The organism is Streptomyces sp. WELS2 (assembly GCF_013870595.1).
Lineage (GTDB): Bacteria > Actinomycetota > Actinomycetes > Streptomycetales > Streptomycetaceae > Streptomyces.
In genome coordinates this window covers 1-12,169 of sequence record NZ_JACBWZ010000122.1, presented here as the reverse complement: position 1 = coordinate 12,169, position 12,169 = coordinate 1, and the positions used below count along the sequence as shown (strand labels likewise).

Annotated in this window: 12 protein-coding genes and 2 pseudogenes; 9 read left to right on the top strand and 5 right to left on the bottom strand. The window is 71.9% G+C overall.

Features of this window, described 5'->3' with window-relative positions; genetic code table 11:
• Positions 1-141: 141 nt before the first annotated feature.
• Both H5J33_RS10725 and H5J33_RS10720 read right to left on the bottom strand, forming a co-directional pair.
• Positions 142-846: a L,D-transpeptidase gene (locus tag H5J33_RS10725; protein ID WP_181794661.1), complete on the bottom strand. Its 705-nt coding sequence runs from the start codon at positions 844-846 to the stop codon at positions 142-144.
• A 3-nt stretch (positions 847-849) separates the two neighbouring features.
• Positions 850-1,437, bottom strand: a complete 588-nt coding sequence (locus H5J33_RS10720) for a pyridoxamine 5'-phosphate oxidase family protein (protein ID WP_181794660.1) — start codon at positions 1,435-1,437, stop codon at positions 850-852.
• A 126-nt stretch (positions 1,438-1,563) separates the two neighbouring features.
• Here H5J33_RS10720 and H5J33_RS10715 point away from each other — a divergent pair, with 126 nt between their 5' ends.
• The 5 genes and pseudogenes from H5J33_RS10715 to H5J33_RS10695 form a co-directional block, all read left to right on the top strand.
• Entirely contained in the window at positions 1,564-2,757 is a 1,194-nt protein-coding gene (locus H5J33_RS10715) for an argininosuccinate synthase (RefSeq protein WP_181794659.1), read from the top strand.
• 100 nt (positions 2,758-2,857) lie between these two features.
• Positions 2,858-4,291 carry an argininosuccinate lyase gene (gene argH / locus H5J33_RS10710; protein WP_181794658.1) on the top strand — a complete coding sequence of 478 codons (1,434 nt, stop codon included), beginning with the start codon at positions 2,858-2,860 and terminating at the stop codon, positions 4,289-4,291.
• Between the two features lie 92 nt (positions 4,292-4,383).
• Positions 4,384-5,355, top strand: a complete 972-nt coding sequence (locus tag H5J33_RS10705) for an aldo/keto reductase (RefSeq protein WP_181794657.1) — start codon at positions 4,384-4,386, stop codon at positions 5,353-5,355.
• An 83-nt stretch (positions 5,356-5,438) separates the two neighbouring features.
• Entirely contained in the window at positions 5,439-5,990 is a 552-nt protein-coding gene (locus tag H5J33_RS10700; RefSeq protein WP_181794656.1) for a TetR/AcrR family transcriptional regulator, read from the top strand.
• A pseudogene (locus H5J33_RS10695) lies at positions 5,987-6,838 on the top strand (MFS transporter); the annotation flags it as partial. The gene H5J33_RS10700 and the pseudogene H5J33_RS10695, both read left to right, overlap by 4 nt.
• Positions 6,839-7,094: 256 nt before the next feature.
• Here H5J33_RS10695 and H5J33_RS10690 read toward each other — a convergent pair.
• Positions 7,095-7,307, bottom strand: a pseudogene (locus H5J33_RS10690) (2-phospho-L-lactate guanylyltransferase); the annotation flags it as partial.
• A gap of 198 nt (positions 7,308-7,505) precedes the next feature.
• Between H5J33_RS10690 and H5J33_RS10685 the strand changes: the two are divergent.
• The 3 genes from H5J33_RS10685 to H5J33_RS10675 all read left to right on the top strand — a co-directional run bounded on the left by H5J33_RS10685 (position 7,506) and on the right by H5J33_RS10675 (position 10,572).
• On the top strand, positions 7,506-8,282 hold the full coding sequence (locus H5J33_RS10685) for a 1-acyl-sn-glycerol-3-phosphate acyltransferase (RefSeq protein ID WP_030785219.1): 777 nt from the start codon (positions 7,506-7,508) through the stop codon (positions 8,280-8,282).
• Positions 8,279-9,289, top strand: coding sequence for an NAD(P)H-dependent glycerol-3-phosphate dehydrogenase (locus H5J33_RS10680; protein WP_181794655.1), 1,011 nt, complete (start codon positions 8,279-8,281; stop codon positions 9,287-9,289). The genes H5J33_RS10685 and H5J33_RS10680 overlap by 4 nt, the downstream gene beginning before the upstream one ends.
• 125 nt (positions 9,290-9,414) lie before the next feature.
• Positions 9,415-10,572 (top strand): D-alanine--D-alanine ligase family protein, encoded by a 1,158-nt coding sequence (locus H5J33_RS10675; protein WP_181794654.1) that lies wholly within the window; start codon positions 9,415-9,417, stop codon positions 10,570-10,572.
• Between the two features lie 13 nt (positions 10,573-10,585).
• Here the strand turns inward: H5J33_RS10675 and H5J33_RS10670 are convergent, their stop codons facing one another.
• The gene (locus H5J33_RS10670) at positions 10,586-11,107 is read right to left on the bottom strand and encodes a DUF3515 domain-containing protein (protein ID WP_181794653.1); all 522 of its coding nucleotides are present in this window, start codon (positions 11,105-11,107) and stop codon (positions 10,586-10,588) included.
• Between the two features lie 20 nt (positions 11,108-11,127).
• Positions 11,128-11,361 carry an Lrp/AsnC family transcriptional regulator gene (locus H5J33_RS10665; RefSeq protein WP_030612688.1) on the bottom strand — a complete coding sequence of 78 codons (234 nt, stop codon included), beginning with the start codon at positions 11,359-11,361 and terminating at the stop codon, positions 11,128-11,130.
• A 267-nt stretch (positions 11,362-11,628) separates the two neighbouring features.
• On the opposite strand from H5J33_RS10665, the gene H5J33_RS10660 reads away from it, so the two are divergent.
• A partial coding sequence (locus H5J33_RS10660) for an AIR synthase related protein (protein WP_258564997.1) occupies positions 11,629-12,169 on the top strand: 541 nt, incomplete at its 3' end.

Below are 12,169 nucleotides of genomic sequence, written 5' to 3'. Positions count from 1 at the left end.
ACCTTTTCGGTCGCCTGCCTCGTCTACAACACGATCATGAACCTGACCTCGCAGGATCACGGTTCCTCCGTGGGACTCGGCCCTCGGCCCACGGATACGTGCCGGGCGCGCCGGGTGTTCAGCGGCGCGCCCGGGGGTGTGTCAGTAGCGGGTGACGGCGGTGGCCCCGTCCTCGGTCCCCACCGCGATGTGCGGCCCGCGGTCCGGTACCGCCCAGCGCAGGATCCGCTCCATCGCGTCCTTGGGCACCGAGACACAACCGGACGTCGCCCCGCGCCCGTTGACGTGCAGGAAGATCCCGGCGCCGCGTCCGCGCACGGGCCGGTCGTAGTTGAAGCCGATGACCAGGGCGTGCGCGTACTGCTCCCGGTAGTCGGCCAGGTGCTCGGACTCGGTGGCGCGGCAGTCGGCGGGCAGCGGGTCCACCCAGCGGTTGTAGGAGCGGGAGTCGTTGTCCTGGCACCACCAGGAACCGTCCTGCACCGCCCGGTACTCGACGCTCGTCCCGGCCGGCGCCGGCTCGGTCCCGAAGCCGAACGGGAGGTCGTACAGGCCGGTCGGGGTCGTCTCGGTGCCCTGCTCCCGGGTGGTGCCCTCGACCAGGCCGCCCGCGCCGAAGCGGGCCGGCGCGGATCCGGCCTGGACCCACCGGCCGTCCTGGAGGTCCCACCAGCCGACCGTGCCCTCGGTGGCCCCGGTGTCCGGGGCCTGGGCGACGATCAGCTGGGAGCCGCCGCCGGTGTCCGCCATCCGGGCCGGCAGCGGTGCCGGGTCCCGGCCCGGGGCGGCGCCGAGCAGGGCGAGACAGGAGACGGACACGAGGGCGAGGACCACACCGGGGCGCATGGCTCAGACGCTAGAGGGCGGCAGCGGCAGCGGCAGCCCGGGCAGTCCGTCCAGGCTGGTCGCGATGTGCTCCTTCTTGGTGAAGTACGCGCTCAGCGAGGAGTCGTCCTCGCGGGCGAAGCGCCTCGCGTGCAGATCGCGGTCCTCCTCGTACGCCATGAAGGGGACGGCGTAGCCGCAGGAGTCGCGGATCACCTCGGCGTGCACCACGATGACGGCGCGCAGTCCGTGCACGGTGTGGTCGATGTCCGGGAAGCGGGCGAGGAGGTCCGCGAAGCGCGGGTCGTCACGGAAGACGGGCTCGCCCCGGCCGTGCACCCGCACGATGTTGGGCGGGCCCTGGAAGGCGCACCACATCAGCGTGATCCGTCCGTTCTCCCGCAGATGGGCGATGGTCTCGGCGGTGGACCCGGCGAAGTCCAGGTAGGCCACGGTGCGTTCGTCCAGCACCGCGAAGGAGCCCTTGAGCCCCTTGGGGGAGAGGTTGACCGTGCCGTCGCCGGAGAGCGGAGCGGTCGCGGTGAAGAAGAGCGGCTGTTCCTCGATGAAGACGCGCAGTCTGCCGTCTATGCGCTCGTAGGTCTTTCCCATGTCCGTCGAGTATCGCCGAAAATCGTTCGCCTGTCTAAGTATTTGTCACACCCGAGGCTGATTGACGAATCATGCAGAGCCCTGCATACTCATGCATATCAGCGAATGCACTGTGAGGAGATTCCCGTGACCGAGCGCGTCGTACTCGCCTACTCGGGCGGTCTGGACACCTCCGTCGCCATCGGCTGGATCGCCGAGGAGACGGGCGCCGAGGTCATCGCCGTTGCGGTCGACGTCGGCCAGGGCGGCGAGGACCTGGACGTCATCCGCAAGCGCGCCCTCGCGTGCGGTGCCGTCGAGGCCGAGGTCGCGGACGCCAAGGACGAGTTCGCCGACGAGTACTGCCTCCCGGCGATCAAGGCCAACGCCCTGTACATGGACCGCTACCCGCTGGTCTCCGCCCTGTCCCGGCCGACCATCGTCAAGCACCTGGTCGCCGCCGCCAAGAAGCACGGCGCCACCACGGTCGCCCACGGCTGCACCGGCAAGGGCAACGACCAGGTCCGCTTCGAGGCCGGCATCGTCGCCCTCGCCCCCGACCTGAAGTGCATCGCCCCGGTCCGCGACTACGCGATGACCCGGGACAAGGCGATCGCCTTCTGCGAGGCCAAGCAGCTCCCGATCGCCACCACCAAGAAGTCCCCGTACTCCATCGACCAGAACGTCTTCGGACGCGCCGTCGAGACGGGCTTCCTGGAGGACATCTGGAACGCCCCGATCGAGGACATCTACGAGTACACCTCCAACCCGGCCGCCCCCCGCGAGGCCGACGAGGTGATCATCACCTTCAAGGAGGGCGTCCCGGTCGCCATCGACGGCAAGCCCGTCACCGTCCTGCAGGCCATCCAGCAGCTCAACGAGCGCGCCGGCGCCCAGGGCATCGGCCGGATCGACATGGTCGAGGACCGCCTGGTCGGCATCAAGTCCCGCGAGGTGTACGAGGCTCCGGGCGCGATCGCCCTGATCACCGCCCACCAGGAGCTGGAGAACGTCACCGTCGAGCGCGAACTCGCCCGGTTCAAGCGCCAGGTCGAGCAGCGCTGGGGCGAACTGGTCTACGACGGCCAGTGGTTCTCCCCGCTCAAGCGCGCCCTGGACGGCTTCATCGACGAGGCCAACCAGCACGTCTCCGGCGACATCCGGATGACCCTGCACGGCGGCCGCGCGGTCGTCACCGGCCGGCGCTCCCAGGAGTCGCTGTACGACTTCGACCTCGCCACCTACGACACGGGCGACACCTTCGACCAGTCGGCGGCCAAGGGCTTCATCGACATCTACAGCCTGTCGTCGAAGATCGCCGCCAAGCGGGACCTGGCGTAACGCACGAGGGTCACCTCCCCCCGCATCAGCCCGACAGCCGCCTCCCCGCCTGGAAGCGTGGGAGGCGGTGGCACATCACGAGCTTCGAGGAGCAACGCAAGTGAGCAGCAACAGCGGTGACGTACGGCTCTGGGGCGGCCGTTTCGCCGACGGACCCGCCGAGGCCCTGGCGAAGCTGTCCGCGTCCGTCCACTTCGACTGGCGGCTCGCGCCCTACGACATCGCCGGCTCGCGTGCCCACGCGCGCGTGCTGCACCAGGCGGGGCTGCTCACCGAGGACGAGCTGACCCGGATGCTGGCCGGCCTCGACCGGCTCGAGGCGGACGTGGCGTCGGGCGCCTTCGTGGGCACCATCGCCGACGAGGACGTGCACACCGCCCTGGAGCGCGGCCTGCTCGAGCGTCTCGGCCCGGACCTCGGCGGCAAGCTGCGCGCCGGCCGGTCCCGCAACGACCAGGTCGCCACCCTCTTCCGGATGTACCTGCGCGACCACGCCCGGATCATCGGCGGCCTGATCGCCGACCTCCAGGACGCCCTGATCTCGCTCGCCGAGGCCCACCCGGACGTCGCGATGCCCGGCCGCACCCACCTCCAGCACGCCCAGCCGGTGCTCTTCGCCCACCACGTCCTCGCCCACGTCCAGTCCCTGTCCCGGGACGCCGAGCGGCTGCGCCAGTGGGACGAGCGGACAGCCGTGTCGCCGTACGGCTCCGGCGCCCTCGCCGGCTCCTCCCTGGGCCTGGACCCGGAGGCGGTCGCCCGGGACCTCGGCTTCGAGCACGGCAGCGCCGGCAACTCCATCGACGGCACCGCCTCCCGTGACTTCGTCGCGGAGTTCGCCTTCATCACCGCGATGATCGGCGTGAACCTCTCCCGGATCGCCGAGGAGATCATCATCTGGAACACGAAGGAGTTCTCCTTCGTGACCCTGCACGACGCCTTCTCCACCGGCTCGTCGATCATGCCGCAGAAGAAGAACCCGGACATCGCCGAACTGGCCCGCGGCAAGTCCGGCCGGCTGATCGGCAACCTCACCGGCCTGCTGGCGACCCTCAAGGCCCTGCCCCTCGCCTACAACCGCGACCTCCAGGAGGACAAGGAGCCCGTCTTCGACTCCTGCGACCAGCTGGAGGTGCTGCTCCCCGCCTTCACCGGCATGATCGCCACGCTCACCGTGCACCGCGAGCGCATGGAGGAGCTGGCCCCGGCCGGCTTCTCGCTGGCCACCGACATCGCCGAGTGGCTGGTCAGGCAGGGCGTGCCGTTCCGGGTGGCGCACGAGGTCGCGGGGGAGTGCGTCAAGGCCGCCGAGGCCGAGGGCAAGGAGCTGGACGACCTCACGGACGAGCAGTTCGCGAAGATCTCCCCGCACCTCACCCCCGAGGTCCGCACGGTCCTGAGCGTCCCCGGCGCCCTCGCCTCCCGCAGCGCCCGCGGTGGCACGGCCCCGAGCGCGGTGGCCGTCCAGCTGGCCGAGGTGAAGGCGGACGTGGCACGTCAGCACGCGTGGGCGGACGCGAAGAAGAAGGGCTGAGGACGGCCCCGGGCCGTACCGCCGGCACGAAGGCCATCGCGGGTTAGGTTGGTCGCAGACCCACCGGTGCCGACGACCGAACGGACCCCGCGATGTCCTTCGCCCGCCTCGCGACAGCGACCACCCCCACCTGCCGCATCGGCCTCGGCCTCGCCGCGGTGGGCCGCCCCGGCTACATCAACCTCCGCCGCGACGCGGACCTCGGAGAGGACCGCGGCGTCGCAGCACTGCGCACCCGGACCCACGCGCTCCTCGACGCCGCCTACGCCCGGGGCGTCCGCTACGTCGACGCCGCCCGCTCCTACGGCCGCTCCGAGGAGTTCCTCGCGGACTGGCTGGCGGCCCACCCCGGCATCGACGACGTGGTCGTCGGCAGCAAATGGGGCTACACCTACACCGCCGGCTGGTCGGCGGACGCGGACACGCACGAGGTCAAGGACCACAGCCTCGCCGCCTACGACCGGCAGCGCGCCGAGACCGACGCCCTGCTCGGCGACCGGCTCGACCTCTACCAGATCCACTCGGTGACCCCGGACAGCCCGGCCCTGACCGACAGGGAGCTGCACGCCCGGCTGGCGGAGGCCGCCGCCCGGGGCGTCACCGTCGGCTTCTCCACCAGCGGTCCCGCGCAGGCCGACACCATCCGCGCGGCCCTCGCCGTCACGGTCGGCGGCGAGCCCCTCTTCCGTACCGTCCAGTCGACGTACAACCTCCTGGAGACCTCGGCCGGTCCCGCCCTCGCCGAGGCGCACGACGCCGGCCTCACCGTGATCGTCAAGGAGGGCATGGCGAACGGCCGGCTGGCCGGACCGCACGCCCCGGACGCCCTCGAGGCCGTGGCCGCCGCCACCGGGCTCGGCTGCGACGCGGTCGCCCTCGGCTGGATCCTGCGCCGGCCCTGGGCGGGCGTGGTCCTCTCCGGTGCCGCGACCGTCGAGCAGCTGCTGTCCAACCTGCGCGCCCCCGCCGTCGACCTGGACCCGGACCAGCAGGCCCGGCTCGCCACGCTGCGGGAGCACCCGCACGCCTACTGGGAGCGGCGCCGACAGCTGCCCTGGCACTGACGTACACCCCCTGCGAGCTGGGGAAGTGAGTCACGCGTGCCCAGAATGAGACATCAATGTCTCATCTGGGCTACCCTTGTCTCATGGCCATCGACCGTGACCAGGTGCTGCGCAGCGCAGCCGCCCTGCTGACCCGCAAATCCACCGCGACCATGGACGAGGTCGCCAAGGCCGCCGGGATCAGCCGGGCCACGCTGCACCGCCACTTCGCCGGCCGCGACGCGCTCGTCAGGGCGCTGGAACAGCTCGGCATCGCCGAGTGCGAGGGCGCGCTGGACCGCGCCCGGCCGGAAGAAGGCCCCGCGGCCGAGGCCGTCCGCCGGCTGGTCCGCGAGATCCAGCCGGCCGCCGGACTGCTGTCGTTCCTCTACGGCGAGAACCAGCTGTGGGAGGGCGACGGGCTGAACGAGGGCTGGCAGCGCCTGGACGCCCGGATCGGCGCCCTGTTCCAGCGCGGTCAGCGCGCCGGCGAATTCCGCATCGACCTCAGCCCGGTCTGGCTCACCGAGGCGCTGTACGGGCTCATCGCCTCGTGCGCCTGGGCCACCCTGGACGGCCGGGTGGCCTCCCGGGACTTCCCGACCATGATCGCCGAGCTGCTGCTCGGCGGCGCTCTGCGAAGAGAGGAACCATGACCAGCACCCTGCGGCCGGACCGGACGACCGAGGCGGTGAAGCGCCCGGGCCGCTGGCTGGCGCTGTCCGTCCTCGTCCTGGCCGTGCTGCTGGTGGCCGTCGACGCCACCGTCCTCGGCCTGGCGACCCCCTACATCAGCGAAGACCTCCACCCCTCCGGCACCCAGCTGCTGTGGATCGGCGACGTCTACTCCTTCGTCATCGCCGGTCTGCTCGTCTCCATGGGCAGCCTCGGCGACCGCATCGGCCGCAAGCGGATCCTGCTCGTCGGCGCCACCGCGTTCGGCGCGCTGTCCGTGCTCAACGCCTACGCCACCACGCCCGAGCTGATGATCCTGGCCCGGGCGCTGCTCGGCGTCGCGGGCGCGACCCTGATGCCCGCCACCCTGGCCCTGATCCGCAACATCTTCCACGACCCGCGCGAACGCAGCCTGGCCGTCGGCATCTGGGGCGCCACCGCCTCCGCCGGCATGGCCGTCGGCCCGATCGCCGGCGGATTCCTCCTGGAACACTTCTGGTGGGGCTCGGTCTTCCTGATCAACCTGCCGGTGATGGCCGTCCTGGTGCTGGTCGGCATCCGCACCCTGCCCGAGTCCCGCAACCCGCACCCCGGCCCGTGGGACCTGAGCAGCGTCCTGCTGTCGCTGGCCGGCATGATCGGCCTCGTCTACGCGGTCAAGGAGGCGGCGGCGCACGGCTTCTCCTGGCCGGCCCTCGGCGCCGGCCTGCTCGGCGCGGCGGCGCTGTACGGCTTCGTCCGCCGCCAGCTGACCATGCCGGTGCCGCTGCTGGACATGCGGCTGTTCGGGCGGCGCGGCTTCAGCGGGGCGGTCCTCGGACGGCTACTGGCCCCGCCTCGCCGAGGCGTTCGCGGCCTACGCGCGCCGGGGGGACACCGGGCCGCTGCTGGCCGCGTACGCCGCCCTCGCCGCCGTGGACGCCGAGGGCGACAACGGCTACAGCGTCTACACGGCGGTGCAGTGCCGTGACGCCCCCTGGCCGCGCGACTGGAACCGGTGGCGGGCGGACACCTGGGCGGCGCACGCGAAGGCGCCGGTGATGGCCTGGAACAACACCTGGTACAACGCGCCCTGCGCGTTCTGGCCGGTGGCCGAGCGCCGCGAGTTCCCGGCCGGCCAGCTCGTCGTCCGTGACGACCGCCACATCCGGCACCTCCGCGCAGGCCAGCGCGGCGACCACCGTGTCCTGCGCGAACGCCAGCGCCAGCCCCGGGCGTACCCCGTCACCGGCGGTGTCCGCGAGCCTGCTCTTGGCCCGGGCCAGGGGCTTCAGCGGGATGACCAAGGTCCACTGCACCGGCGTACCGTCCCTCCCTCGTCCCGTCCATTGTCACCCGGGCTCCGAGGCGCCCGGGGATCGGGGAGGGGCGCGGAGCTCGTTGCAAGGGCGGGGGCGGGTGACGGGCGGGCGTACGGTGTTCTCGACAGACCGGCGGCCCGGGGCCACACTTGTGCGACCCCCGCCGGGGTGGCAGTCCTAGAGGAAGGTGTCCTTGTGCCCCGCCGCAGAATCGGCTTCTGGTACCGCTTCGCCGCGGTGATCTGCAAACCGCCGCTGGTGGTTCTGATCAAGCGGGACTGGCGTGGAATGGAGCACATTCCGGCCGAGGGCGGATTTATCACCGTGGTGAACCACAATTCCCACGTGGACCCCTTCGCATACGCGCACTATCAGTACAACACCGGACGGGTTCCGCGATTCCTGGCGAAGAGCGGCCTTTTCAAGAAGGGGTTGGTGGGCGCCGCCATGCGCGGTACCGGACAGATCCCCGTGTACCGCGAGTCCACGGACGCGCTCAGCGCTTTCCGGGCCGCCATCGACGCCGTCGAACGCGGCGAGTGCGTCGCCTTCTACCCCGAGGGCACCCTCACCCGCGACCCGGACGGCTGGCCCATGACCGGCAAGACCGGCGCCGCCCGGGTCGCCCTGCAGACCAGGTGCCCGGTCATCCCGGTCGCCCAGTGGGGCGCCAACGAACTGCTGCCGCCGTACGCCAAGAAGCCCAACCTCTTCCCGCGCAAGACGCACCACGTCCTGGCCGGCCCGCCCGTGGACCTCTCCCGTTTCTACGGCAAGGAGATGACCCCGGACGTGCTGAAGGAGGCCACCGAGGTCATCATGGCGGCCATCACCCGGCTGCTGGAGGAGATCCGCGGCGAGAAGGCGCCCGAGACGCCGTACGACCCGCGCCGCGAGCGGATCGAACAGCGGCGCCGCACCCAGGCGCAGGCGCAGGCGCGGGGCAGGCAGACGGAAGGGCAGACCAAGTGAGCGAGCCTGTGCGGGCGGCCGTCATGGGTACCGGTTCCTGGGGCACCGCGTTCGGCATGGTGCTCGCCGACGCCGGCTGTGACGTGACCCTGTGGGCCCGCCGGCCCCGGCTGGCCGAGGCGGTCAACTCCACCCGGACCAACCCCGACTACCTGCCCGGCGTGGAACTCCCGGAGAACCTGCGCGCCACCGCCGACGCCGCCGAGGCGCTCGCCGGCGCGGACTTCACGGTGCTCGCCATCCCCTCCCAGACGCTGCGCGAGAACCTCGCCGACTGGTCCCCGTTGCTGGCGCCGGACACCGTCCTCGTCTCCCTGATGAAGGGCGTCGAACTCGGCTCCACCATGCGGATGAGCGAGGTCGTCGAGGACGTCGCCAAGGTCGGCGCCGACCGGATCGCGGTCGTCACCGGACCCAACCTGGCCCGCGAGATCGCCGCCCGGATGCCCGCCCTCGCTGTCGTGGCCTGCACCGACGAGCGGGTCGCCCAGCGGCTCCAGGCCGCCTGCCACACGCCGTACTTCCGGCCGTACACCAACACCGACGTGGTCGGCTGCGAACTCGCCGGCGCGGTCAAGAACGTCATCGGGCTCGCGGTCGGCATCGCCGACGGCATGGGACTCGGCGACAACGCCAAGGGCTCGCTCATCACCCGCGGCCTCGCCGAGACCACCCGGCTCGGCCTGGCGATGGGCGCCGACCCGCTGACCTTCTCCGGGCTCGCGGGCCTGGGCGACCTGGTGGCGACCTGCTCCTCGCCGCTGTCCCGCAACCACACCTTCGGCACCAACCTCGGCAAGGGCATGACCCTCCAGGAGACCATCGCCGTCACCAAGCAGACCGCCGAGGGCGTCAAGTCCTGCGAGTCCGTGCTGGATCTGGCCCGCCGGCACGGTGTCGACATGCCCATCACCGAGACGGTCGTGGAGATCGTGCACGAGGGCAAGTCGCCGGTCGCCGCGCTCAAGGAGCTGATGGCGCGCAGCGCCAAGCCGGAACGGCGCTGAAACCCGGCTCCCGCGCGCCCCCGCCGGGCCGTCCGCGACGCTCCGCGACCATCCGTGCGACGCTGAGCGACGGCCCGGGAGCGCGCGCTGACTTGCCGACTACCTACAGGTACGCTCGACGCGTTATGAGCACCGAGAACCTTCCCCAGAGCCCCGAGCAGCCGGCGCGCAAGCCGCGCGTGGCCGTCGTGTTCGGCGGGCGCAGCTCCGAACACGGGATCTCCGCGGTCACCGCCGGCGCGGTCCTCAAGGCCATCGACCGGACGAAGTACGACGTCCTGCCGATCGGCATCACGCGGGAGGGCCGTTGGGTGCTCACCGCCGACGAACCGGAGCGGATGGCCATCGCCGACCGCCGCACCCCCGAGGTCGCCGACCTCGCGGAGGAGCACGAGGGCGGCGTGGTGCTCCCCGTCGACCCCACCAGCCGCGAGGTCGTCTACAGCGAGCCCGGTTCCGTGCCCAAGGCGCTCGGCGAGGTCGACGTGGTCTTCCCGGTGCTGCACGGCCCCTACGGCGAGGACGGCACCCTCCAGGGCCTGCTGGAGCTGTCCGGGGTGCCCTACGTCGGCTCGGGCGTGCTCGCCTCGGCCGTCGGCCAGGACAAGGAGTACATGAAGCGGGTCCTCGCCTCCTACGGGCTCGAGGTCGGCCCGTACCTGGTGATCCGCCCCCGCGAGTGGGCCCGGGACGAGTCCGCCGCCCGCAAGCGGATCGTCGACTTCGCCGGCGAGCACGGCTGGCCGCTGTTCGTGAAGCCGGCGCGCGCGGGCTCCTCCATCGGCATCACCAAGGTCGACGGCCTGGCCGGGCTGGACGAGGCCATCGCCGAGGCGCAGCGCCACGACCCGAAGATCCTGGTCGAGGCCGCCGTACGGGGCCGCGAGATCGAGTGCGGCGTCCTGGAGTTCGAGGACGGCCCGCGCGCCTCCGTCCCGGCCGAGATCCCGCCGCCGGACGCGCACGCGTACTACGACTTCGAGGCCAAGTACATCGACTCCACGCCCGGTGTCGTCCCGGCCCCGCTCACCGAGGAGCAGACCGCCGAGGTGCGGCGGCTCGCGGTCGAGGCGTTCGAGGCGACCTCCTGCGAGGGCCTGGTCCGCGCGGACTTCTTCCTCACCGAGGACGGCGAGTTCGTGATCAACGAGATCAACACCATGCCCGGTTTCACGCCGATCTCGATGTACCCGCAGATGTGGCAGGCGACGGGCGTGAGCTACCCGGAGCTGATCGACCGCCTGGTGGAGGCGGCGCTGCGCCGCCCGACCGGACTGCGCTGAGCCCGCGACCGGATCAGTGCCGCATGGAGGCGATCCCCTCGGGGATCGCCTTCTTCACGGCCGCCGCCAGGTCCTTCAGCACCTGCGCGCCGTGGTCCGGCCCGGACAGCTGCTTCGGCAAGGTCACCTGCACATACGCCCGGCGCTCGGACGTGGTGAACCGCCACGTCCCGTCGTCCTGCTTCTCCATCAGCCAGTCGACGCCGTCGACCCCGCCCGCGATCGCGTCCGGATCCTGCCCGAGGGCCACCTTCGGATCGACCATCTTGGGCGGCCGGGGGATGCCGCAGCGCAGTATGATCGCCGGGCTTCCCCAGGCCGCCGTGTAGGCGGACGGGGGCTCCGGGTCCCGGCGGGTCCGCCCGTCCACCTTCCGTGGCAGCGCCTTGTCCAGGTCCCGGCAGAGCGGGGCGGTCCGCGCGTCCGGGGTGGGCACCGCCACGGTGCCGCCGTCGTCCGCCGCGGAGCAGCCGGCGGCCGCGACGAGCAGGGCCACTGCGAGCAGGCCGAGGGGCCGGTGACGGAAGATGTTCACCGGCCAAGCGTAGACGGGGGCTACAGATGCACGACCGGGCAGGTCAGGGTGCGCGTGATGCCGTCCACTTGCTGGACCTTCGCGACCACCATGCGGCCGAGTTCGTCGACCGTGTCGGCCTGGGCGCGCACGATCACGTCGTACGGACCCGTCACGTCCTCGGCCTGGATCACTCCAGGGAGCTTGCTGATCGTCTCGGCGACGGTCGACGCCTTGCCGACCTCCGTCTGGATCAGGATGTACGCCTGTACCACGGAACCTCCAGGGCGGCCACGAGGATCATGTGGGGAAAAGGAACGCCACGGTATCGCGTCGCCGCGCCCCGCGGGGAGACCTCCGGGATGCGGGCTTGCGCGGCGATGCGCGGGCACGGCGGACGTTGACGGTCACCCGGACCGTACGGACGGTCACCACGACCGCGTCGGCGGCCGGGGCGACCGCGACGACGGACACCTCGACCGTATCGGGGACACTGAAGACGCGCGACCGGGCACGGCATGGAGAGAAGGGGAGCAAGGGACATGAAGGGCACTGTTGGTGAGCTCGGGGAGTTCGGGCTCATCAGGGAGCTCACCTCCCGTCTCACCAGTACTCCGGCGGTCCGGGTCGGCCCCGGCGACGACGCCGCGGTGGTCGCCGCACCCGACCGCCGGGTGGTGGCGAGCACCGACATCCTCCTGGAGGGCCGGCACTTCCGCCGCGACTGGTCCACCGCCTACGACGTGGGCCGCAAGGCCGCCGCGCAGAACCTCGCCGACATCGCCGCGATGGGCGCCGTGCCCACCGCGCTGCTGCTCGGCCTGGTCGTCCCCGCCGAACTGCCGGTCACCTGGCCCACCGAGCTGATGGACGGCCTGCGCGACGAGTGCCAGGTCGCCGGCGCCTCCGTGGTCGGCGGGGACGTCGTACGCGGCGACACCATCATGGTGTCGATCACCGCGCTCGGCGATCTGCGCAACCACGAGCCCGTCACCCGGGCCGGCGCCCAGCCCGGCGACCTGGTGGCCGTCACCGGCTGGCTGGGCTGGTCCGCGCCTCCTGGTTGTCTCTGCGACTCCACAT

Coding starts and splice junctions, on each gene's coding strand:
- H5J33_RS10725 (WP_181794661.1), bottom strand. CDS start 846: ATGCGCCCCGGTGTGGTCCTCGCCCTCGTGTCCGTCTCCTGTCTCGCC.
- H5J33_RS10720 (WP_181794660.1), bottom strand. CDS start 1,437: ATGGGAAAGACCTACGAGCGCATAGACGGCAGACTGCGCGTCTTCATC.
- H5J33_RS10700 (WP_181794656.1), top strand. CDS start 5,439: ATGGCCATCGACCGTGACCAGGTGCTGCGCAGCGCAGCCGCCCTGCTG.
- H5J33_RS10675 (WP_181794654.1), top strand. CDS start 9,415: ATGAGCACCGAGAACCTTCCCCAGAGCCCCGAGCAGCCGGCGCGCAAG.
- H5J33_RS10705 (WP_181794657.1), top strand. CDS start 4,384: ATGTCCTTCGCCCGCCTCGCGACAGCGACCACCCCCACCTGCCGCATC.